The 23,585-nt window shown below is 63.1% G+C and carries 20 protein-coding genes; all 20 read left to right on the top strand.

Going from position 1 to position 23,585, the window contains the following annotated elements; genetic code table 11:
* Positions 1-209: 209 nt before the first annotated feature.
* Positions 210-1,823: an extracellular solute-binding protein gene (locus NKH49_RS20825; protein WP_352474231.1), complete on the top strand. Its 1,614-nt coding sequence runs from the start codon at positions 210-212 to the stop codon at positions 1,821-1,823.
* A gap of 78 nt (positions 1,824-1,901) precedes the next feature.
* Positions 1,902-2,762 carry a carbohydrate ABC transporter permease gene (locus NKH49_RS20820; RefSeq protein WP_352541114.1) on the top strand — a complete coding sequence of 287 codons (861 nt, stop codon included), beginning with the start codon at positions 1,902-1,904 and terminating at the stop codon, positions 2,760-2,762.
* Positions 2,759-3,718, top strand: a complete 960-nt coding sequence (locus tag NKH49_RS20815; protein WP_352836236.1) for a carbohydrate ABC transporter permease — start codon at positions 2,759-2,761, stop codon at positions 3,716-3,718. Before NKH49_RS20820 ends, NKH49_RS20815 begins: the two co-directional genes overlap by 4 nt.
* Entirely contained in the window at positions 3,715-4,806 is a 1,092-nt protein-coding gene (locus tag NKH49_RS20810) for an ABC transporter ATP-binding protein (RefSeq protein WP_352686258.1), read from the top strand. Before NKH49_RS20815 ends, NKH49_RS20810 begins: the two co-directional genes overlap by 4 nt.
* A gap of 1 nt (position 4,807) precedes the next feature.
* Positions 4,808-5,869, top strand: coding sequence for an ABC transporter ATP-binding protein (locus NKH49_RS20805; protein WP_352505507.1), 1,062 nt, complete (start codon positions 4,808-4,810; stop codon positions 5,867-5,869).
* Positions 5,870-5,919: 50 nt separating this feature from the next.
* Positions 5,920-7,008, top strand: a complete 1,089-nt coding sequence (locus NKH49_RS20800) for a Gfo/Idh/MocA family protein (RefSeq protein ID WP_352687650.1) — start codon at positions 5,920-5,922, stop codon at positions 7,006-7,008.
* A 26-nt stretch (positions 7,009-7,034) separates the two neighbouring features.
* A complete protein-coding gene (locus NKH49_RS20795) occupies positions 7,035-7,949 on the top strand; it encodes a sugar phosphate isomerase/epimerase family protein (protein ID WP_352541111.1) in 915 nt (304 codons plus the stop codon).
* A gap of 37 nt (positions 7,950-7,986) precedes the next feature.
* On the top strand, positions 7,987-8,928 hold the full coding sequence (locus tag NKH49_RS20790; RefSeq protein WP_352927556.1) for a sugar ABC transporter substrate-binding protein: 942 nt from the start codon (positions 7,987-7,989) through the stop codon (positions 8,926-8,928).
* A 61-nt stretch (positions 8,929-8,989) separates the two neighbouring features.
* Positions 8,990-9,994, top strand: a complete 1,005-nt coding sequence (locus tag NKH49_RS20785) for an ABC transporter permease (protein WP_352474237.1) — start codon at positions 8,990-8,992, stop codon at positions 9,992-9,994.
* Entirely contained in the window at positions 9,991-10,773 is a 783-nt protein-coding gene (locus NKH49_RS20780) for an ATP-binding cassette domain-containing protein (RefSeq protein WP_352835234.1), read from the top strand. Before NKH49_RS20785 ends, NKH49_RS20780 begins: the two co-directional genes overlap by 4 nt.
* A gap of 34 nt (positions 10,774-10,807) precedes the next feature.
* Positions 10,808-11,989 (top strand): aldose 1-epimerase family protein, encoded by a 1,182-nt coding sequence (locus tag NKH49_RS20775; RefSeq protein WP_352819332.1) that lies wholly within the window; start codon positions 10,808-10,810, stop codon positions 11,987-11,989.
* A gap of 91 nt (positions 11,990-12,080) precedes the next feature.
* Positions 12,081-13,169: a fatty acid desaturase family protein gene (locus NKH49_RS20770; protein ID WP_352503654.1), complete on the top strand. Its 1,089-nt coding sequence runs from the start codon at positions 12,081-12,083 to the stop codon at positions 13,167-13,169.
* 44 nt (positions 13,170-13,213) lie between these two features.
* Positions 13,214-13,528 carry a MocE family 2Fe-2S type ferredoxin gene (locus NKH49_RS20765; protein WP_023675786.1) on the top strand — a complete coding sequence of 105 codons (315 nt, stop codon included), beginning with the start codon at positions 13,214-13,216 and terminating at the stop codon, positions 13,526-13,528.
* A 37-nt stretch (positions 13,529-13,565) separates the two neighbouring features.
* Positions 13,566-14,366 (top strand): 3-methyl-2-oxobutanoate hydroxymethyltransferase, encoded by an 801-nt coding sequence (locus NKH49_RS20760; RefSeq protein WP_023675787.1) that lies wholly within the window; start codon positions 13,566-13,568, stop codon positions 14,364-14,366.
* Between the two features lie 226 nt (positions 14,367-14,592).
* On the top strand, positions 14,593-16,035 hold the full coding sequence (locus NKH49_RS20755; RefSeq protein ID WP_352927551.1) for a DHA2 family efflux MFS transporter permease subunit: 1,443 nt from the start codon (positions 14,593-14,595) through the stop codon (positions 16,033-16,035).
* 280 nt (positions 16,036-16,315) lie between these two features.
* The gene (locus NKH49_RS20750; protein WP_352452739.1) at positions 16,316-17,302 is read left to right on the top strand and encodes an ABC transporter permease; all 987 of its coding nucleotides are present in this window, start codon (positions 16,316-16,318) and stop codon (positions 17,300-17,302) included.
* 57 nt (positions 17,303-17,359) lie between these two features.
* Positions 17,360-18,385: a sugar ABC transporter substrate-binding protein gene (locus tag NKH49_RS20745; protein ID WP_352927548.1), complete on the top strand. Its 1,026-nt coding sequence runs from the start codon at positions 17,360-17,362 to the stop codon at positions 18,383-18,385.
* A gap of 217 nt (positions 18,386-18,602) precedes the next feature.
* Complete coding sequence (locus tag NKH49_RS20740) at positions 18,603-20,726, top strand: ABC transporter permease (RefSeq protein ID WP_352927545.1); 2,124 nt, start codon at positions 18,603-18,605, stop codon at positions 20,724-20,726.
* Entirely contained in the window at positions 20,723-21,781 is a 1,059-nt protein-coding gene (locus NKH49_RS20735; RefSeq protein ID WP_352474242.1) for a hypothetical protein, read from the top strand. Before NKH49_RS20740 ends, NKH49_RS20735 begins: the two co-directional genes overlap by 4 nt.
* Positions 21,781-23,277 carry a sugar ABC transporter ATP-binding protein gene (locus tag NKH49_RS20730; RefSeq protein ID WP_352927542.1) on the top strand — a complete coding sequence of 499 codons (1,497 nt, stop codon included), beginning with the start codon at positions 21,781-21,783 and terminating at the stop codon, positions 23,275-23,277. The genes NKH49_RS20735 and NKH49_RS20730 overlap by 1 nt, the downstream gene beginning before the upstream one ends.
* The last annotated feature ends 308 nt before the right edge of the window (positions 23,278-23,585 follow it).

Below are 23,585 nucleotides of genomic sequence, written 5' to 3'. Positions count from 1 at the left end.
GCAGACCAAAGCGGGGAGGTGGGCAGCCGGGCTCCCTCAAATTCAAGCACCGGCTTCAGTATGAGAGCCCTTACAAACGCCATTCTTCCCCTCCCGTGAGATGTTATGATGTATTTTGATTATTTATGATGTTGACAGGCTTCGTATAGTGCCGTCAATATCCATCATAAGGGCCGTGGAGGAAACAAGGCCCTGAGGGAGGAGTTCCAATGTCGAATTTGGTCCGCGTGTCGCGGCGCCGTTTGCTGGCGTCCGGTGGAAAGGCGGCAGTCCTTGTTGCCGCCGCAGGTATTGCACCGAAATTCATTCGCCCGAGCCGTGCCTATGCGGCCGATGCCCTGGCGCCCGGCATGATCGGTGGCCCGACGGGTTTCGACGGTTCGGAGCGCTATCAATATGGTGCCGATACGCCGGAGGGCCGCGCCATCGAGGCGGCCAAGGCGATGAAGGGCGCCGGCAAGGCGCCGGCCAAGATCGTACTTGGCCTGTCCGACGGCTCGATCGGCCAGTTGACCCAGCCGTTTCCGGCCGGCGCGCCGTCGATCAAGGATCTCTGGGAGAAGGAAACCGGCATTCCGTTGGAAATCGTCGGTGTGCCCAACGGCCAGGAATTCACCAAGACGATGCAGGACATCTCCACCAAGGGTGGGGCGTATGACATCTACGCGGTCGAATGGAACCGTCTTGGCGACCTCGCCGAAACCGGCGGCATCCTCAAGCTCGACGACTTCGTCGCGCAATACAAGCCGGAATGGGACGATCCCGAGCGCGGCTATGTCGACGGCGCCAAGGGCGTCTCGCTGCTCAACCAGTATCGCGGCTCGACCTACGGCGTGTCGCTGGATGGCGATTTCCAGACCTGGGTCTACCGCACCGATCTGTTCGGCGACGCAGCCGAGAAGAAGGCTTTCTCCGACAAATACGGCTATGAACTGGCGGCGCCGAAGACCTGGAAGCAGCATGACGAGATCGCGGCTTTCTTCCAGCGCCCGGACAAGGGCCTGTTCGGCTCGACCGATCTGCGCAACCAGGGCTGGGGCTACACCAACTGGTATCAGCGTTATGTCTCAATGGCTTCGCCCAATCAGTTCTTGTTCGACGATACCGGCAAGCCGCTGATCAATTCGGAGCAAGGTATCGCGGCGACCAGCGAGTACATCGCGTCGCTTTCGCACCATTCGCCGGATGCGATCTCCTGGGGCTGGCCGGAGCAGTACGGCAATTTCGCCAAGGGCGGCGCGGCCATGACCTGCGCCTTCTCCAATCTGCCGAAATTCCTCGACAATGCCGGCAACAAGGATTCAGCTGTCACCGGCAAGATCGGCTCGATGCTGCCGCCCGGCCGCGAAATCGACGGCAAGCTGGTCAGCCGGTCGGTGCTGTGGCTCAATCTGTCGGCGTCGGTGTCCTCGCAAGCCAAGAATCCGGAGGCCTGCTACCTGTTCCTGCAGTGGCTGGGCTCAAGCCGCATCTACGCCTGGATGACTGCCAATCCGGGCGGCTACTTCGATCCGTTCCGGCTATCGGATTTCTCGGATCCGCTGGTTCGCCAGACCTATCACGCCTACCACATGGACGTGGTGCGAGAGACGGTCGCCCGCACCGTGCCCACCATCAACTATCCCGGCGCTACCGCCTTCCACAACGCGCTGGACGAGAACCTCGTCGCCGCGCTGACCAAGGCCAAGACAGCCGAGCAGGCGATGGCCGACACCGAGGCCGAGTGGAAGAAGATTGCCCGCCGCACCGGCGAGGAGAAGCTTCTCGAAGCCATCAAGACCAACAAGGAGGCCTGGCCGACCGTCCTCGATCCGATCGCCTGATCCTTCCAGGATCCTACCAAGAAGGGGAGGAGCGGTCGCTCTTCCCCTCGGCAACGAAGGGCCCAGCAAAGCCGCAAGATGAAGCGTTCAGTTCCTTTCGAGATATTCCGCTATGCCGCGATCCTTGCGGCGATGGCGGTGACGCTGGTGCCGATCCTGTGGATGGTGTCGATGGCGTTCAAGCCGATCGCCGAATGGTCGGCGACCGGCGCCGACCTGACATGGTGGCCGAAGAACCCGACACTCAGCAATTTCCGCTTCGTCTTCGGTGAATCGACCAACAATCTGATCGTCGCCCTCGACCGCACAGCTTTGAAGCCGATCCTGTCGTCGCTGCTGTCGGCCACATTCGGTACGGCAATCGCCATGTCGGCGGGCACCGCGGCGGCCTACGGGCTGTCGCGCTTCGGCTCGGGCCAGAACCTGCCGCTGGCGCTGATCCAGCTTCGCCTGTTTCCGCCGATGGCGGTCATGACCCCGGTGATGATCATGTGGGCCTTCCTCAATTTCACCGACAGCTGGTGGGGGCTGTCGTTGATCTACGGCATCGTCACGCTGCCTTTCGCCTTCTGGCTGATGAAGACCTTCTTCGACGACATGCCGCGCGAGATCGAGGAGGCGGCACTGGTCGAGGGCTGTTCGCGGTGGCGCGTCTTCATCCGCATCACGCTGCCGATGATGCGCGCGCCGCTGGCCAGTGCCGCGCTGTTCGTCTTCATCCTCAACTGGTCGGACTATCTGATTGCGCTGCTTCTGACGACGCGCGAATGGGTGACGGTCCCTGTCTACATGGCCTCGCTGTCCTCCTCGATGACCGGCCAACTCTACGGCGCCAAGGCAGCCCTCGGCCTGATAGCCGCAGTGCCGCCTGTCATCATGGGCATCGCCATCCAGCGCCATCTGGTGCGCGGGCTGACCTTCGGGGCGCTCAAGCAATGAGCGCGGTGACTGCGACGATTTCGGAGGGCGACATGCAAGCCTCCAAAGCGGCGTCGGTGCTGCCGGACGAGGGCGCAAAGCTCGGCTTCCGGCTGACGCTGCCGGCGCAGATCCTGGTGCTGTTCATCGCCGTCTTCCCGCTCCTGATGCAGCTCTACATCAGCCTGACCGACTGGTCGCCGCTGTCGGGCACCGGCTGGTGGAACGCCTGGTCGATGTGGAACAGTTTCGCCAACTACACCGACCTTGCCGCCGATGCGCGCTTCTGGAGTGCGCTGAAGCGCACGGCCATCGTCATGATCGTCTGCGTGCCGGCGGAGTTCCTGCTCGGCTTGGCGCTCGCGACACTGTTTGCCGACGAGTTCCCCGGCAAGCGGATCTTCTACTCGATCCTCTTGATGCCGATGATGGTGGTGCCGGCGGTGGCCGGCTACATGTTCTTCATGCTGTTTCAGTCAGGCGGCCCGGTCAACGACATCCTGTCGGCGATCTCAGGCTTTCCCGTCACCATCGCCTGGCTGTCGGACCCGACGCTGGCGCTCATCGCCGTCATGGTCGCCGATATCTGGCAGTGGACGCCGCTGATGTTCCTGATCCTGCTTGCCGGCCTGGTCGGCGTGCCTGAGGACCAGATCAAGGCGGCGACGCTGCTCGGTGCCAACCCTAGGCAGCGCTTCATCACCATCGTGCTGCCGAAGATGAAGACCATCATCGTCATCGCGCTGGCGATCAGGGTGATCGAGAACTTCAAGATATTCGACACGCTTTACATCATGACCGGCGGCGGTCCCGGCGTCGCTACCGAAACCATCTCCGTCTACATCTACAAGCTCACCACCCAGGACCTGATCTGGGGCTATGTGGCGGCAATCGCGCTGGCCATACTGATCGTGCTGTCCATCGCTGCGGTGTTTGCCATGAAACGCATGGCCCGGGTACGCGAGGTGGCGGCATGAGCACCATCCACCTGCAGAACCTGGTCAAGAAATTCGGCGACTTCACCGCGCTGAAGACGATGGACCTGGCCATTGCCGACGGCGAGTTCATGGCGCTGCTCGGACCCTCGGGCTGCGGCAAGTCGACGACGATGAACATGATCGCCGGCATGGAAGGGCCGACCAGCGGCAAGATCCTGTTTGGCGAGCGCGACATGGCCGGCGTGCCGATGGGGCGGCGCGGCGTCGGCTTCGTCTTCCAGAACTATGCGATCTTCACTCATATGAGCGTGCGGCAGAACCTCGCCTACGGGCCGAAAATGCGCGGCGCACCAAAGGCCGAGATCGGCCGCCGTGTCGGCGCCATTGCCGAGATGCTGCAACTGACGCCGCTGCTCGACCGCAAGGCGGACAGACTGTCGGTCAACATATTGCAGCGGGTGGCGATCGGCCGTTCGGCGATCATGGAGCCGGCGATCTTCCTGCTCGACGAGCCGCTGTCCAATGTCGATGCCGCCTTCCGGGCGGTGATGCGGACCGAATTGAAGCAGTTGCAGCGGCAGTTCCGGCAGACCATGGTCTACGTCACCCACGACCAGCTCGAAGCGATGACCATGGCCGACCGCATCGCGGTGATGGACCACGGCGTGCTGCAGCAGGTCGGCACGCCGCTCGAGGTCTATAACAATCCGGCCAATGTCTTCGTCGCCCGCTTTATCGGCGCGCCGGGCATGAACCTGCTCAAGGGCAGGCCGGCGGAAAGCGACCGTGGTCTGGTCATCGATCTCGGCCCGCTCGGCGTGACACCGCCGCTGCCGGTCGAGATCGCCGATGCCGTACGCAGGATGCGCGGCGAGGTGTTTTATGGCTTTCGACCGGAGCAGGTGACGCTGGCTGAAGGTGGCCGTGGCCTGTCCATGCCGGTGAGTTTCGTCGAGCGGATCGGCGCGCGCACCATCATCCACCTTGGCGACGGCGAGACTGCGGTGAAGGCGGTGTTCGACAATGATGTCGGGCTGGCGATCGGGCAGACAGCTGTCGTCGCGCCGGCGGCGGAGGCGGTGCGCGTCTTCGACGCCGCCACCGGTCTTGCATTGAGAGCAGGTTGAGATGGCCGATATCGTTTTCCATAATGTGACAAAACGCTACGGCAACACGCTCGCCGTCGACGACGCCTCGTTCACTGTCAACGACAATGAGTTCTTCTGCTTCTTCGGGCCGCCGCTGTCGGGCAAGTCGACGATACTGCGTCTGGTGCTCGGGCTGGAAACCCCGGACGCGGGCGAGATCCTGATCGGCGGAAAGCCGGTCAACACGGTGTCGCCGGCCGAGCGCAACGTCGCCATGGTGTTCCAGAATTTGGCGCTGTTTCCGCATATGAGCGCGCGCGCCAACATCCGCTTTCCGCTGGTCGAACGCCGGGTCGCCGAAGCCGAGATCGAAAAGCGCGTCGCCGACGTCGCGGCCAAGCTGCATATCGGCCATATCCTGCACAAGCCGCCGGCACAGCTTTCAGGCGGCGAGCGGCAGCGCGTGGCGATCGCCCGTGCGCTGGTGCGCGACCCGGCCGCCTATCTGATGGACGACCCGATTTCGGCGCTCGACGCCCGGCTGCGCGAGGAAACGCGGGTCGAGCTGAAGCGCATCCAGCGCGAGCTCGGCAAGACGCTGATCTATGTCACGCACGACCAGGAAGAAGCGATGTCGGTCGCCGACCGAATGGCCATTCTGGAGAACGGCAAGATCAGGCAGATCGGCGCGCCGGCCGAGATCTATGACCGGCCAGCCAGCACCTATGTGGCGCGGCTGCTCGGGTCGCCGATGATGAACATATTGAAGTCGGTGCACGGCGCCGAAGGCGTGGAGGCGGCGGAAGGCACGATCCGCATCGCGGATACCGGCGCCCCGGCCGATGCCGTGGAAATTGGACTCAGGCCGGAAGACATCAAGGTCAAGGCCTGGTCGGAGGGGGGCGCGGGCCGCCCGGCGCGAGTGTTCGAGGTCGAGCCGCTCGGCGGCTACACCGTTGTGACGCTCGCCGCCGGGCAGGCGCGTCTGCGGGCGCTGTTGCGCGGCCAGCCAGACATCAGGCCGGACGCGATGGTGGCGATATCCTGCGAGCCCGGCAGGGTGCATTATTTCGGACAGAGCGGGGGAGCGCTGGCAAGATGACGGCGGCGGCAAGGAACGAGCTTCGGGAGGAACATATGGCAAGCCAAGAAATGGCGGGCAACGGCTTCGAGCCGGACGTCGAAGTCCGTACCAGGGAATACAGGATCGGCTGCGTCGGCGCCGGCATGATCATGGCCGAATGTCACCTTGCCGCCTACAAGGAAGCCGGTTTCCCCGTGGTGGCGATTGCCTCGCGGACCAAGGCCAGCGCCGAGAAGGTCGCCAAACGCTGGGATATCCCAACCGTCCATGACACGCCGGAACAGCTCATCGAGGACAAGAACGTCGAGATCATCGACCTTGCCTTTCCGCCCGACCAGCAGCCGGCGCTGATCCGCCATGCTCTGAAGCAGGCACATATCAAGGCGATCCTGGCGCAGAAGCCATTGGCGCTGTCCCTTGAAGAGGCCGTCAAACTTCGCGACGAGGCGGCCAAGGCAGGCAAGATCCTCTCGGTCAACCAGAACATGCGTTACGACCAGTCGATGCGCGTCTTGAAGCAGGTCATCGATAGCGGCGCGCTCGGCGACATCGTTTTCGCCCAGATCGACATGCATGCGATCCCGCACTGGCAGAGCTTCCTCGAGGACTATGACCGGCTGACGCTCGCCAATATGAGCGTCCATCATCTCGACGTACTGCGCTTCCTGTTCGGCGATCCCCTGGAGATCACCACCCTGACCCGCAGGGACCCGCGCACCCGCTTCGACCATTCGGACGGCATCACCGTGTCGACGATCAAGTTCCCGTCCGGCGTGCTCGCCGTATCGCTGGAGGATGTCTGGTCCGGGCCGCGCCAGGAGGGCTACAAGGACGACCAGCACATCAATTGGCGCGTCGACGGCACCAAGGGCGTCGCCAAGGGTACCATCGGCTGGCCGACTGGCGCTGCCTCGACGCTGACCTACGCCTCGACCGAGACCACCGGTGGTGAATGGGTGACACCCAGCTGGGACACGATGTGGTTCCCGCATGCCTTCATCGGCGTCATGGAGCAGCTCCAGCACGCGGTCAAGACGGGCGAGCCGCCGGCGCTGTCGGTCGCCGACAACGTCAAGACTATGGCGCTGGTCGAAGCCGGCTATCGTTCGATCGACAAGGGCCGGACAGTCAAACTTTCCGAAATATCAACTGACTGAATTACTTACAGGGAGGACTTCACACCATGATGCAGGCAGGTATTTTCACGGGTTATTTCCCGTATAGCCTCAAGGAAACCGCGCAGAAGATCCGTGCGCTCGATTTCAACACCGTGCAGCTCGACCTGCATTTCAAGGACATAGATCTGTCGGCCGGGCAGATCACCAGGGACAAGGCCAAGACCGTCCGCGATACGTTTCGCGATCACAATCTGCCGATCTGCTGCGTATCGGGCTACACCAACATCATCCATCCGGATATGGGCGAGCGCGAGAGGCGCGTCGGCTATTTGAAGGAGATCATCCGCAACGCACGCCATTTCGGCACCCCTTACGTGATCTCGGAAACCGGTACCTACAACACCGAGTCCGACTGGGTGCATCACCCGAAGAACAAGACCGAGGAAGGTTTTGAGGAATGCCGCAAGGTCATCGCCGACCTTGCCCAGACCGCCTATGACCACGGCGCGGTCTTCCTGCTCGAAACCTATGTCAACAATGTCGTCGGCTCGGTCGAAGAGACGGTGAGGATGTTCGCGCAGGTCGACCACCCAGGCCTCGGCCTGCTGATGGACCCGACCAACTATTTCGAAACGCACAACATCGACAGGATGGACCAGATCCTGAACCAGGTGTTCGACACGTTGACCGACAAGATCAAGATAGCCCACGCCAAGGACGTCAAGCGTTCCGGCGGCGACAAGTCGGAAAAGCACGCAGATATCGGCGACGACGATGCGCTGGAGAGCCACACTTTCCGCGGCGTCGGCGAGATCGAGCTGCCGGCGCCCGGTCTCGGTTCGCTGAACTACGACCTCTATCTCAAGCGGCTGGCCGAAAAGCACCCGAACATCCCGGTCATCATCGAACATCTTTCGGAAGACGACGTGCCGCGCGCCAAGAAATTCCTCGACGGGAAATTCCGCGCCAACGGACTGTGATGGCGCGGTTCGGCTACGAAACAAGGGAGGAAGAGAAATGTTGAAATTCGCGTTGAAAATCGCTGCCGCGGCGACCGTTCTCGCCGGTGTTGCGCTGGGTACGCCGGTGCTGGCGCAGGACGCCCAGAAGACGTTCTATCTGCTGTCGCATGGCGGCCCGTCGGATGCCTTCTGGATCGACTGGAATGCCGGCGCCACCAAGGCCTGCGACCAGCTCAAGGTGACCTGCAAGATCTCGTTCAGCGGTGGCGACATGGCGGCGCAGAAGGAGGCCTTCAACTCCGCACTTGCCGCCAAGCCGGACGGCATCGCCACGACCTCGGCGCAGCCCGGCCTGTGGACCGAGGAGGTCAAGGCAGCGAAGGCGGCCGGTATCCCGATCGTGTTCTTCAACACCGACGATCCGGCAACCGGCCGTCAGGCCTATGTCGGCGCCGACCTTAAGGAAGCCGGTGTCATCTGGGCGAAATATCTGGTCGACCACAAGATGGTGAAGCAGGGCGACAAAGTGTTCCTGCCGGTCGAAGTGCCGGGCGCCAGCTACCAGCAGCTCGAGACCGAAGGCATCGCCAGCGTCTTCGATCCGCTCGGCATCAAATATGATGTGGTCGATTGCGGCACCGATCCGGCCGGCATCATCGCCAAGATGACCGACTACATGGTCGCCAACAACCCGCCGGCAATCATCGCGCTCGGCGATTCCGTCGCGGCCAGCGTCAAGCGGGTGTTCGACGGCGCCGGCGTGCCGGCCGGCAAGATCCCGGTCGTCGGCTGGGGCAATTCGAAGGAAACGGCCGAGTCAGTGAAGTCTGGGTTCATCAACGCGGCTGCCTGGCAGTTCCCATCGGCGCAGGGCTTCATGCCGGTGGCGCTGCTCGGGTTGGCCGCCGCTGGCGAACCGATCGGCTACGACATCCACACGTTCAGTCTCTACGACGCCTCGAGCGTCGAACCGATCCTGAAACTCTACAACAAGTGATTGGAACTGACGCTCGCCGCGCAGGCGGCGGGCGTCACCTTGAGATATGGTCGAAACAGTCATGACAATTGCCGCAGAAGAGGAAATGCCGCGTGCCAAACGCAGGTCGAGCCTGATGCGCTCGCCGCAGTTCTCTTCGCTCGTCATCCTGATTGTCCTGCTGGCGGTGTTCGCGATCGCCGACGCCAATTTCCTGTCGCCGCTCAACATCTCCAACATGATGGCGTTCCTGCCCGAGCTCGGCATCATCGCGCTCGGCATGACGCTGCTTCTGACGGCGGGCGAGTTCGACCTTTCGGTCGGTGCCGTGTTCGGGCTGGCGCCGGTCGTCGTCATGCTGCTGGTGCAGAACGGCGGCTTTGATATTGGCGTCGCGCTGCTGGCCGGCCTGCTGCTCTGCATAGCCATCGGCGCGATCAACGGGCTGATCGTCACCAAGATCGGCATTTCGTCCTTCCTGGTGACGCTGTCGATGTTGCTCGTCGTGCGCGGGGCAGCGCTCTACATCACGCAAGGATTTCCGCTGAAATCCTGGGACCGGCCGGGCTTCTTCGTGACGCTGCTGGCCGGCAGCTTCAATATCGGAACGTTCCGTTTCTATACCTCGCTGTGGTGGTTCATCGGCCTGTCGCTACTGGCGATCTATGTGCTGCGCTACGCCAAGCTCGGCAACTGGATCAGCGCTATCGGCTCGAACCGTAACGCTGCCGTGGCGCGTGGTGTGCCGGCCGATGCGGTCAAGATCTGGCTGTTCATCCTGACCTCGGTGCTTGCCGGTCTCGCCGGCATGATCAGCGCCTTCCGCATCTCTGCCGCCTCGCCGGTGGCCGGCACCGGCTACGAGCTCGAAGTGATCGCCATGGTGGTGGTTGGCGGCACCGCGCTGACCGGTGGACGCGGCACCATTTTAGGCACCATCGTCGGCGCGCTGATGCTGCGCAGCATCCGCAACGGCATCGTGCTGATCGGCGTGCCTGGGCTCGCCTACAACATCTTCGTCGGCGTCATCATCCTTGCCATGCTCATCCTGCACGCTTTGCTGCAGAAGAACGCCGCCAGGAGCTGATCATGGAAGTGCTTCGGCTGCAGAATTTGCAAAAATCCTTCGGCAGCGTCCGCGCCCTGAAGAACGCGTCCTTCGCGCTCAACGAGGGCGAAGTGGTGGCCTTGCTCGGTGACAACGGCGCCGGCAAATCGACGCTGATCAAGGCGATCTCGGGCGTGTTTCCGGTCGATCGCGGCGAGATCTATGTGCGCGGCCAGAAGGTCTCCATCCGCTCGACGCGCGACGCGATGGATCTCGGCATCGAGACCATCCACCAGGACACCTCGCTGGCGCCCGACCTCAGCATCGCGCGCAATCTTTTCCTCGGCCGCGAGCCGGTCAATCTCAAATGGATGGGCGTGTTCGCACCGCTCGATCTTGCCAAATTGCGCGATGCCGCCTCGGCGCTTTTGAAGCGCGTCGGCATCTCGAAGAAACTCGACGCCGATGCGCTGGTCAGCACGCTGTCGGGCGGCGAGCGCCAATCGATCGCCATTTCGCGTGCCATGCAATTTGCCGCCAAGGTCATCATCCTCGACGAGCCGACCAACAATCTCGGCGTCGAGGAAACGCACGGTGTGCTGCGCTTCGTCAAGGAAGTGCGCGACGCCGGTCACTCGGTGCTTTTGATCACCCACAACATCCATCACGTCTTCCAGGTCGCCGATCGCATCATCGTCATGCGCCGCGGCGAGATCGTCGCCGAGCAGACAGTCGCCGACACCGACCTGCTGACCGTGGAAAGCATCATCACCGGTGCCGACATGTCGGCCCTGCTCAAGGAGACGAGAGCGAAGTGAAGGACGGGAGCAAAGTGAAAGAACTGGCCGTCACATGGTAGAGCTTTACGGCAAAACGCTGTCGCGCCGGCAGGTCTCGGAACGCTCGGGCATGCTGTCGCAGTTCGCCGGCGTGCGGCTGATGACGCTTGGCGACGGCGTCGAGCGCGGCATCCGCATGCTCGAATTCCGCACCGGCTCCGGCCTGCGCTTCACCGCGCTGGTCGACCGGGCGCTCGATATCGCCGATTGCGACTTCAGGGGCCAGGCGATCGGCTGGCACTCGCCGAGCGGTTTTCGCCATCCCGGCCTGCACGAATATGAAGGCGAGGAGGGATTGGCGTGGGCGCGGTCGTTTTCCGGCCTTCTGCTGACCTGCGGCCTCGACCATATATTGTTCATGAACGAGGTACCCGCCGATACCTACAACTACCCGCCGAAGAAGACGGTGCGCCATTCGCTGCACGGCCGCGTCAGCACCATTCCGGCGCGGCTGACCGGCTATGGCGAGACCTGGGACGGCGACCGCTGCGTGTTGTGGGCCGAAGGCATCGTCCAGCAATCGACTGTATTCGGCGAGGATCTGCACCTGCTGCGGCGGATCGAGGCCGATGTCGGCGGCAACGAGATCCGGCTTTCGGACCGTGTCGTCAATCACGGTTTCAACCTTACGCCGCATATGTATTTCTACCACATCAATGTCAGCCATCCGGTGCTCGACGAGGGCGCGCGCTACCTGGCGCCGATCCGCGACGTCATCTGGGCAGGCCATGCCGGCGAGCGCTATGAAGCGCAGAAGGTCGGCTACCGCACGGTGCCGGCGCCGCAACCGGGGTTCAAGGAACAGGTCTGGCAGCATGAACTCGGCGCCGACAGCACTGGCGAAGTCCCGGTGGCGGTGGTCAACGACAGGCTCGGCCTCGGCTTCGAGGTCGTCACGCGCAAGGACCAGTTGCCCTGCGCCTATCAATGGCAGAATTTCCAGGCCGGGCAGTACGCGCTGGGCATCGAGCCGTCGACGCATCATGTGCTGGGAAATCTGGCGGCGCGCGAACGCGGCGAGATGATCTGGCTGGAGCATGGCGAGAGCCGCTCCTACGATGCGGCGTTCCGGGTCCTCGACGGCGCCGGCGAGATCGCCGCCGCCGAAAGCCGGATCGCTGCAATCGCCAGGCAGCCGCAGCAGGATTATCCGCAGCCGTCGGGCCGTTTTCCTGTTCTTGGAGGCAGGTCGTGATAATGGCGAAGACGATACGGGACACCAGTTGGGAGGCTGGTTCCGGCCGGAGCGGGGAGGGTTCGCGGCCGATCGGGAATTGGAGGTCACAATGGCTGGCACGGTAAAGCGCGATTACAGCCTGGTCGGCGAAAGCACGCGCAGGGCGATCGAGACGGGACTGGCCTCGGCGGAGTGGTACCACACGGATGTCCCCCGCAAGGCGATCAAGGAGCTGATGCAGCGCTCAGACGGCCCGGCGATCCGCGACACGATCATCTGGATCGTCGCCATCCTCGGCTCCGCCGCCGGCGCCATCTATTTCTGGGGTACCTGGTGGTGCGTGCCGTTCTTCTTCGTCTACGGCGTGCTCTACGGCTCGTCCAGCGACTCGCGCTGGCACGAATGCGGCCATGGCACTGCCTTCCGCACGCGCTGGATGAACGATGTCGTCTACCAGATCGCCAGCTTCATGCTGATGCGCAACCCGGTGACCTGGCGCTGGAGCCATGCCCGCCACCACACCGACACCATCATCGTCGGCCGCGACGCCGAGATCGCCGTGATGCGCCCGCCGGACCTTTTGCGTGCGGCGCTGGCTTTCACCGGCATCCTCGATTTTCGCTATTCGCTTCCGGCACTGGTACGCCAGGCGTTCGGCAAGCTGACGCCCGACGAGAAAAGCTACGTTCCCGAGATGGAACAGCACAAGGCCGTCATCGCGGCGCGCTGGCATATTGCCATCTACATCGCCACGATAGCACTCGCCCTCTACCTGCAGTCGTGGGTGCCGGTGGTGCTTATCGGCGTGCCGCGCCTTTACGGCACCTGGCACATGGTGATGACCGGCCTGCTGCAGCACATCGGTCTGGCCGACAACGTCGTCGATCACCGGCTCAACACCCGTACCGTGTACATGAACCCGATCAGCCGGTTCATCTACTGGAACATGAACTACCACGTCGAGCACCACATGTTTCCGATGGTGCCCTATCACGCGCTGCCCAGGCTGCATGAACTGATCAAGCACGATCTGCCGGAGCCGAACCCGTCGATATGGCATGCCTATCGCGAGGTCTGGCCTGTCCTGCTCAGGCAGCTCAAATACGAGGATTATTTCCTCAAGCGCGAACTGCCGCCAACCGCACGGCCCTATCGTGGCGAATTCCACGAAGTGAACATGTCGGCAGCGGCTGAGTAGGTACTGCGCACAAGCGCAACGCAGAAATTTCAGGAGAGATAGAGATGGCCGATTGGGTCGAAGCGTGCGCCGTGGACGATGTCGAAGAGGAAGATGTCATCCGCTTCGACCATGGCGGCCGCACCTTCGCGATCTACCGTTCGCCGGACGATGAATTCTTCGCCACCGATGGGTTTTGTACGCATGAGAAGGCGCATCTGGCCGATGGGCTTGTGATGGACGACATCATCGAATGCCCCAAGCACAATGGCCGCTTCAATTATAAGACCGGCCAGGCGAAGGGCGCTCCCGTTTGCGTCAATCTCGCGACCTATCCAGTCAAGGTCGAAGCTGGCAAGGTGATGATCCAGATCGCCTGACCGGCCTTCTGTCACGTAGCAAAGGGGACCAAAATCCATGAGCCGGAAAAGACCGACCGTCGCAGATCTGCGTGCCATGAAGGGCAAGCGGCAGCTGACGATGCTGCGCGTGCTGACGATGGACGAGGCCGAGGCCGCCGAACGCGCCGGCGTCGATATCGTCTCGGTGCCGCCGGAGCTGGTACTCAATCCGCAATACCGCGATGCGGCACCCAGCCTGTTCACCATGCCGGGCGAGAATTTCTTCGAAATCGGCACCGCCGATGATTTCGTCCGCTGGGCGTTCCGGCTCTACAAGGCCAGCGCCGATGCGGTCTATTGCAGCGCCGGGTACGCCACCATCAAGCGGATGGCCGACGATGCCATTCCGGTGATCGGCCATGTCGGCCTCATCCCGTCACGCGCCACCTGGACGGGCGGCTTCAAGGCTGTCGGCAAGACCGCCGATACCGCCATGCAGGTGTTCGAGGCGGTGAAGCAACTGGAGGCCGCCGGCGCGATCGGCGCCGAGATCGAGGTGGTGCCGGTCGAGGTGGCCAAGGCGATTTCGGAACGCACGTCGCTGATCATGCTGTCGATGGGAGCGGGCACCGGCTGTGACGCGCAGTATCTGTTCGCCGACGACATCCTCGGCCAGAACCGTGGCCACATGCCGCGCCATTCCAAGGTCTATCGCAATTTCGCCGCCGAATACGATCGCCTGCAGGCCGAACGAATCGCTGCCTTCTCCGAATATGTCGCCGATGTGAACAGCCTGGCCTATCCCGAAGACAGGCACGTCGTGCACATGGACCCGGACCAGCTCAGCCTGTTCCTGGAGAAGATCGAAGCCGCATAAGACGCCCCGGCAGCGGCACAAAGCATCATCGCGGATCGTGAAAGGCCGGTTCGGCGCCAGGGCCGGGTCATCGCATGGCCGGCTGCGATGCCACACGAAAGTTTGTTGGACCAGGTCTGGACGGCACCGGCCAGATGCTGTTGAAGCCGGTGCGTCATCGGTTTGCCGGACAATTGTGCGGTTGCCGATGGAGCGGGTGAAAATTCCCCTTCGGACAGTTCTGTGCATGACCGCCATTCCCGAAAACAAAGCCTTGCCCGAAACCGCGCCGGCGGCGCGGCAAGCCCGGCGGGTGGCGCTGATCGTCGCCGTCGCCTTCTTCATGCAGCTTCTGGATTCGACCATCATCTCGACGTCGCTGCCGCAGATGGGAGAATCCTTCGGCGTGCCGGCGGTGGCGATGAGCATCGGCATCACCGTCTATATGCTGACCATGGCGGTGTTCGTGCCGCTGTCCGGCTGGGTTGCCGACCGTTTTGGCGCGTGCAACATCTTCCTCGTGGCGATCGCCCTGTTCACATTGGCCTCGCTCGTTTGCGGCATCTCACAGAACCTGGCCGAGTTCGTCGCCGCACGCGCGGTTCAGGGCCTGGGCAGCGCGCTGATGACGCCGGTCGGCCGCATCCTGGTATTGCGCAACGCGCCGAAATCCGAGCTTCTCAACGCCACGGCGCTGATCACCTGGCCGGCGCTGTTTGCGCCGGTGGTCGGGCCGGTGCTTGGCGGCTTCATCACCACTTATCTCTCCTGGCACTGGAATTTCTTCATCAACATCCCGCTTGGCGTTGCCGGTTTGGCACTGGTCGCCCGCTTCATTCCCGGCGACCGCGAAGCCGGAGCCAAGCCGCTCGACTGGCCGGGCTTCCTGCTGACCTCGGTGGGGCTCGCCGCGATGCTCTATGGCCTCGAGCGCATCGCGCATCCGGAAGAGGGTGTGTTGCCGACCGTGGCACTGCTCGGCACGGGCATTTTGGTCGGCTGGCTGGCGGTGCGGCATCTGCAACGCGCCAACCATCCGCTGCTCGACCTCACAGCTTTCAAGGTGCAGACCTTTGCCATCTCGACGCTGTCGGCCGGCACGATCTTCCGCATCGCCATCAACGCCACGCCGTTCCTGCTGCCGCTTTTGTTCCAGGTCGGCTTCGGCCTGAGCCCGGTCGATGCGGGCATGATGATCCTGGCCTATTTCCTCGGCAATCTCGGTATGAAGGCGGTGACGACGCCGACGCTGAGGCGCTTCGGCTTCCGTTCGGTGCTGATCGTCAACGGGGTGATCGCTTCCTTGTCGATCATGGCCTGCGCGGCGCTTTCGCCGCAGACGCCGCAAGCGTTGGTGGTGGTGCTGATGCTGATCGCCGGCCTTTCGCGCTCGATGCAGTTCACCGCGCTCAACACACTGGCCTTCGCCGATGTGGCCTCACAGCAGCGCAGCTCGGCGGCGACGTTGTCCAGCATGCTGCAGCAGATGGCGATGCTGTTCGGCGTAGCGGTCGCCGCGGCACTGCTCAACCTGTCGCAGATCGCCAGGGGCGCTGCGGCGCTCGATCTCGTCGACTTCCGACTTGCCTTCGTGGCGATCGGCGCAATCGGGCTCGTCGCCTCGTGTCGCTTCCTGGCGTTGCCGAAGGCTGCCGGCGCCGAGGTCTCGGGCCATGTTTTGCGGATTTGACGCAGGAATCCAGCGGCAATCGCGGACATAAATTATGCCTGCTTCGCTCGTTCCGGAGCAAACCTTTGCCGGCGCTTCGATCGGCGCGATCAATTGCAAAACAGCTTGAGTTCCCGGCATTGCGCCAGCCTCGCCAATCGGTGCATCCAAGCGCGGAATTTCCTCGCAAGCCGGCCTGCAATGCGCGGATTCATTTGACGAATTGGTCTTGAGCCGATTAGCTTTCGTTCCGATGGCCGCAGAGGGAGCAGGGCGTAGCCATCGCGGGTGAAAGCGGGCAATGAACGCGACCGGCTGGCTAAACTGGAGAAGCCTTAACCAGGAGGGCATTGTCTTTGCCATCGCGGTTGTGCTGTTCATTGCCGCCGCCATCGGACTGCCTGGGTTTATCAATTCGAACAATCTCGTTGCCATCGTGCGCTCGGTCTCGGTGCTGGGCATATTGGCGCTCGGCATGGCGGTCGTCATCATCGGCAGGGGCATCGATCTCTCGGCGGTGGCGATCATGGCGATGTCGGTCGCGTGGTATCTGCAACTGCTGAATTCGGGGATGCCCGACGGGCTGGCCTTCGCCTATGTGCTCGCCGGCGTTCTCGCCATCGGGCTGTTGAACGGAATCCTGGTCGCCTACGCCGAGGTCCCGGCGATCTTCGTGACGCTGGCGACCGCGTCCTTCGTCTTCGGCTATGTGCGTTCACAATTGATCACGCAGGACGCCGTGCCGGTGCCGCCCGGCCATTGGGTCGAGCTTCTGGGCGGGCTGCGTTTCCTCGACATCCCGGTCGAGGTGTTTGTCTTCGCCGGGCTGGCTTTCGCCTTCTTCCTGTTCCTGCGCTACACCAAATGGGGCCGCTACGTCTATTTCGCCGGCGACAACCCGGTCGCGGCGCGCAATATCGGCATTCCAGTGCGCCCGATGCTGGTGCTGCGCTACGTGCTGTCGGCCCTGGTCTCGCTGGTTGCCGGCCTGCTCACTGCGGCCAGCCTGCATTCGATCAACACCCGCATCGTCAATTCCACGCTGCTCTACGACATCGTGCTGGTTGCGGTGATCGGCGGCATCGGTCTGTCTGGCGGGCGGGGCGGGGTGCGCAACGTGCTGGTGGGTGCCGCGCTGATCGGCATCCTGCTCAACGCCATGACCATCATCGACATTCCGCTGCTCTATCAGAACCTGATCAAGGCCGCGATCCTGCTGGCGGCGATCATCGTCGATGGGTTCATCAATCCGCGCGACGAGCAGACCGCGCAGCAAGGCGACATTTAGACTGACGCGAACGGTTGGGGCCGGCCGCGAACGACATACCAAACCAGAGGATGTGACATGAAAATCATCAGGACATTTATGGCTGCCGCGGCAGCGCTTGCCATCTCCGCCTTCGTGGCGCCGGGCTTCGCTGCAGAAGATCCGGGTCCGGCCGCCTATTCGCAAGCGCTCAAGGGCAAGCGTGTGATGCTGGTGCCGATGGCGATGGGCTTCGACCTGGCACAGGGCTGGGCGCATTACCTGAAGACGGAGGTCGAGGCCTGGGGCGGCGTGTTCGAGACGCGTGATCCGAACTGGGTGGTCGATGCCGGCGCGCAGGCGATAACCGACGCAATCTCGTCGGACGCCAGGCCGGACGTGCTGATCATCCATTCGCCGGACCTCAATTCCTATGCCAAGCTGATGAAGAAGGCGCAGGCGGCCGGCACCTATGTGCTTTTGGTCGACAATCCGGCGAACTTCCCGGCCGATGCCTTTGTCGGCAGCGACTGGGATCGCCTCGGCCAGCTGGAAGCCGAAGCGGCGATCAAGGGTTGTGGGCCGAACTCCTCCAAGAAGATCGGGCTGGTGCAGGGCGACCAGGCCAACTCATCGAGCCTCTACCAGTATGCCGGCATCATGAAGGTGCTGGACAAGAACCCCGACTTCAAGGTCGTGGCCAAGCCGGACTCCAACTGGGATGCGACGACCTCGCGCAACGTGACGACGACGATGCTGCAGCAGAACCCCGACATCTGCGCCATCATCGATTTCTGGGACGGCGACGCGACCGGCGCATCGGCTGCGATCCGCGATGCCAAGCTCGAGGGCAAGGTGTTCCTGGTCACCACCGGTGGCGGCGAGAAAACCGCCGACTGCGACAAGCTGCAGGACGGCACCTATGGTGCGGTGGTGATGACCGACCTTGCCCGCCAGTCGGGTGACATGAACGCCGTCATAAAATTCCTGTTGCAGAGCGGCAAGCCGGCCGGCACCTCGCACACCTATATCTACACGCTGGAGAAGGCGACGACCAAGGCCGACCTCAAGCCGGACAGCTGCTGGGATTTGAAAGCACTGCAAGCCGAAGCTGCGGCCAAGTAGGCCGGCTTTCCTGAGCTTCGCGCTGCCCCTCATCCGCCTGCCGGCACCTTCTCCCCGTATAATGACGGAGAGAAGGGATACGCTCCAACGCTGGCGACCCCCTCTCCCCGTCTCTATACGGGGAGAGGGTAAGGGTGAGGGGCAGCGTAAACCTGAGGCGATTGTTCTGCGGATAGCCCGGCCCCTTTTTCCCTTTTCTCTCGAATAGCAGCAACCGATGTCCTTTCGCGAACGCCTCCAGTCCTGGCGCTACAATCTCGTGCCCGACCATCTCGTCGGCGAGATATTGAGCAAACGCTGGACCGACAACGCCATTCCGTTCCTGGCGCTGGTGGCGACGCTCGGCGTGTTCGGTTCGATCATTCCCGGCTTCTTCAAGCCGATGTCGCTACAGGAATCGACCCGCCAGCTCGGCGAGTTCTCGCTGGTCGTCACCGGCATGACGGTGGTCATGCTTGGCGGCGGCATCGACCTTTCGGTCGGCTCGATCTTCGCGCTGTCCTGCTTTTCCGCCGTCTTCGTCTTCTTCATCCTCGAACAATCGGTGTGGCTGGCGCTGGCCGCCTCGATCGCCACCGGCCTGCTGTTCGGCGCGATCAACGGTTACCTGATCGGCTATTTCAGGCTGCGCGCTTTCCTGACGACACTGGTCACCTTCATCTTCGGGCGGGCGTTGTTCGACATACTGGTCACCACCTATGCCGCCGACGTCCAGCTTTCCGATGCCACATCGGATGTGCTGGACTTCATCGGCGACGACACCTTCTGGGGCCTGTCGGTTGCGGTGTGGGCGGCGATTATCCTGGCGATTATTACGCACGTCGCGCTGACGCGCTCGCGGCCCGGCTGGCATGTGCAGGCGGTGGGCGGGTCGCGGCGATCGGCTCACAATGCCGGCATCCGCGTACGCCGCACCGTGTTCATGACTTATGTGTTCTCCGGCTTCTGCGCCTCGCTAGGCGGCTTCCTCATCGCCTGCCGGCTGAGCGGGGCAGGGCCGGGCACAGGCCTCAACCTCGAGGTCATGGCACTGACAGCGGCGGTCGTCGGCGGCGTCAGCCTGGGCGGCGGCCGCGGTTCGGTGATCAAGGGGCTGATGGGCGCGATCATCGTGCTGACGATGACCAACGGCCTGATCCGGCTGGGCTATGGCACCGGCACTAACCAGATGGTGCTGGGCATCATGCTGGCCGTCGCCGTCACCATCGACATTCGCTGGCTGAAGAACCGCCACAAGGTGCTGGACGAGGTCTATGTCGCACCGGTCTATCTGAAAATGGGCGCAACGCAGTCGGCCGCACCGGGCTTCGGCACGCCTTACGAGCTCGACAATCGGCTGTCGGAGGCCGACCATATCGGGCTCGGCGAGCTGGAAGGGCCGGAAGACGTCATCCTCGACCGTGACGACAATCTCTATTGCGGCACCAGGCATGGCGAGATCGTCCGCTTCTTCGCGCCGGACTACAAACGCTCGGAGGTCTTTGCCCATATTGGCGGCTTTCCACTCGGCCTGGCCTTCGACAAGACAGGCAATCTGATCAGCTGTGTTGGCGCGATGGGCCTCTATTCGGTCTCGCCGCAGCGCGAGGTGAAGCGGCTTTCGGCGGAAACGTCGCGCTCCTGGACCTCGATCGTCGACGATGCGCGGCTGCGCGATCCCAATGATTGCGACATCGCGCCGGACGGCCGCATCTACTTCACCGATTCCACCAAGCGCTATGACGCGCACGACTGGGCGCTGGACTCGATCGAGAACCGCGCCACCGGGCGGCTGCTCGTCTATGACCCGAAGGACGGTTCGACCAAGACATTGCTCGACGGCTACCGTTACACCAACGGCGTCTGCATGGCGCATGACGGCAAGTCGCTGTTCTTCGCCGAGAGCTGGGCCTGCCGCGTGCATCGATATTGGCTGGAAGGGCCGAAGGCGGGCGTTGCCGAATGCGTCATCCGCGACATGCCTGGCTACCCCGACAACATCAACCGTGCCTCCGACGGCAATTACTGGATGGCCTGGCTCGGCATGCGCACGCCGAGCTTCGACCTGTCGCTGCGCCATCCCGACATGCGCAAGCGCATGACGCGCCGGCTGCCGCAGGACGAATGGCTGTTCCCCAACATCAACACCGGTGGCGTGGTGAAATTCAACGAGAAGGGCGGCATCGTCGAGGCGATGGGCGACCTGTCGGGCGCCGCGCATCCGATGGTGACTTCGATGCGCGAGCATAAGGGTTTTCTGTTCGTCGGCGGCATCCTCAACAACCGCATCGGCCGCTACCGGATTGCCGGCGCCGACCCGAACTGGACCAGCCCCGCTTCTTACTGGGGTGCCAAGCCATGATGCTGGACCCGATCCTCGACATCTTTCGCGGCAAGGCAGTGACCATCCCGCCGCTTGATGGCGCCTTCAGGCCGAACACGCTGCTGGACGATGTTGCAGCCTTCGCCGAACTGCCCGAGCCCGACAATCTGCTGGTCGCCGACGGCCGGCTGCTGGCGTCCAGCGGCAATGCCCTCTACGCGCTCGCCGCCGGTGGCGCGCCTGTTCTGGTCGAGACATTTCCCGCCGCCGTCACCGCGCTCGCGCGCTCGCCCGCCGGCGAACTGACGGTCGGGCTCGAAAGCGGCAGGCTGCTGATTGCAGGCAAGGAGGCCGCCCTGCCGGCCGAGATCCGCTGCATAACAGCACTCGCCTACGCGGAAGACGGCACGCTTTGGCTGGCCAATGGCTCGGCCGAACACGCGCCGTCGGAATGGGCCGCCGATCTGATGAAGAAGGGTGCGTCGGGTTCGCTGTGGAAGCGCGATCCGGCAGGCAGCGAATTCCGCAAGCTCGCCGGTGACATCGCCTTTCCCTATGGGCTGCATCCAACCGGCAAGGACGTGTTGGTCGGCGAGAGCTGGCGGCACCAACTCGTCCGCTTCGACGGCGCGACAGGCAGCCGCTCGACGGTGCTGGCGCATCTGCCCGGCTATCCCGCGCGGCTGTCGCCCGCCGCCGATGGCGGTGCCTGGCTGGCGCTGTTTGCGCCCCGCAACCGTCTGATCGAATTCGTGCTGCAGGAAACGCACTATCGGAACGACATGCTGGCGCAAGTGTCGCCGCAACACTGGATCGCGCCGGCGCTCGCCTCCAACCGCAGCTTCCTCGAGCCGCTGCAATGCGGCGGCATCCGCACCATGGGCATCCACAAGCCGTGGTCGCCGAGCCGCTCTTACGGGCTGGTGGTCAGGCTCGATCGGGAGATGCGGCCGCAATTCAGCCTGCACAGCCGCGCCAACGGCACGCGCCACGGCATCTGCAGCGTGGCGGAGACAGACGGTCGCCTTTTCATTGCCTCGAAAGGCGGCGATTGCCTGCTGGCCATTGATCTGGCTTCAGGAGGGCATCGCTGATGGAACCGATCGTCCGACTGGAGAACGTGACCAAGACCTATCGCGGCGTGCCCGCGGTGAAGAATGTCAGCTTCGAACTGCGCAAAGGCGAGATCCACGCGCTGCTCGGCGAGAATGGTGCTGGAAAATCGACGCTGACCAAGATCATCGCCGGCGTCGTCGACGCGACATCGGGAACGATGTTCCACAAGGGTCAGGAGATCGCCTACGCCTCGCCGCATGCGGCACTTGAAGCCGGCATCGCCATGGTGTTCCAGGAAACCAGCCTGGTGCCGTCGATGACGGTGGCGCAGAACCTCTACCTCGGCACGGAGCGCTTTCTCAACCGGCTGCGCGGCACCTATATCTCGGCGCAGCAGTTCCTGCAGTCGCTGAATTTTCCCGTCGACCCCAATGCCATGGTGGCGACGCTGGGCGCCGCCAAGCGGCAGATGGTCGAGATCGCGCGCGCCGTCCACCACAATGCCGAGATCATCATCTTCGACGAGCCGACGGCGACGCTGACGCCAGAGGAAAAGCGGCACTTCTTCGCGCTGATCCGCCGGCTTAAGGCAAGGGGCGTGTCGATCGTCTTCATCAGCCATGCGCTCGAGGAGGCGCTTGATATCGCCGACCGCATCACCATCCTGCGCGACGGCGAACTGGTGATCACCGACGATACCGCCGCCTTCGATCGCGACAAGATCGTCGCGGCGATGGTCGGGCGCACGCTGTCGGGGCAGCTCTACAGCCAGCGCGACGAGGCCAAGCTGCGCAGGGCCGGCAGGAAGGTGCTGTCGGTACAGGACATCTCGATGAGCAATGTCGTGCGCAACAATTCCTTCTCGATCTTCGAGGGCCAGATTACAGGGGTGTTCGGGCTGATCGGCTCGGGCCGCACCGAGACATTCAAGATCGTCTCCGGCATTTACAAGCGCGACTTCCTGCGCGGCGGCACCATCGAGCTGCACGATCGGCCGGTGCGCTATCTCGTGCCGAGCGAGGCGGTGGCAGACGGCATCGTCTATGTCACCGAAGACCGCAAGAGCGAGGGGATTTTCGAGACGATGGACGTCGCCGAGAACCTGTTCGGCGGCTTTTTGGCGGCTGGACGGGAAAAGAGCTGGGTGATCAATGCGCAGGAGATGCGGGCGCTGTCGGCCGAATGGACCAGGACGCTGAACGTCAAGGCGATCAACGATAATGCGCGCGTGGTCGAGCTTTCCGGCGGCAACCAGCAGAAGGTGGTGATCGGCAAGGGGCTGGTGCAGAAGCCGCGCATCGTCATCTTCGACGAACCGACGCGCGGCGTCGATGTCGGCGCCATCGCCGAGATCCACCAGATCATCAACCGCCTGGCCGACGAGGGCCTGGCCGTCGTCGTCATCTCGTCCTACCTGCCGGAGATCATGAACCTCTCCGACCGCATCCTGGTCTGCCGGCAGGGCCGCATCGTCGAGGAGTTCTCGCCGGCGGAGGCGACAGAGGAGAAGATCATGTACGCGGCGGTGCACTAGGTTCCCGGGCGCGGAAGGTTGACATTTGGATGGTTTTTGCGCCGGCGGATCGTACACTTTGGAGATTGGCCGAGGCGCCCGTCGTTTCGTCATCCTGGGGCGAAGCAAGGAGCGAAGCGACGCGGCGCAGACTCCAGGATCCATGCCGCTACATCAGAGCGCTGCTGCGGTGCAGAATTCTGTTTCGCTGCGTTCTTCGGCTAAGGTCACGGCATGATGGGGTGGACGGCGCCCGACGGCATCGGATGTGCCAGAATGAGTTCGTTGAGATCTCAAACAAGGGAGCCGTCCGTGGAACACCTTATCCG

Source organism: Mesorhizobium sp. M1088 (assembly GCF_040318575.1).
Classification (GTDB): domain Bacteria; phylum Pseudomonadota; class Alphaproteobacteria; order Rhizobiales; family Rhizobiaceae; genus Mesorhizobium.
This window is presented reverse-complemented; position numbering and strand designations above follow the sequence as displayed.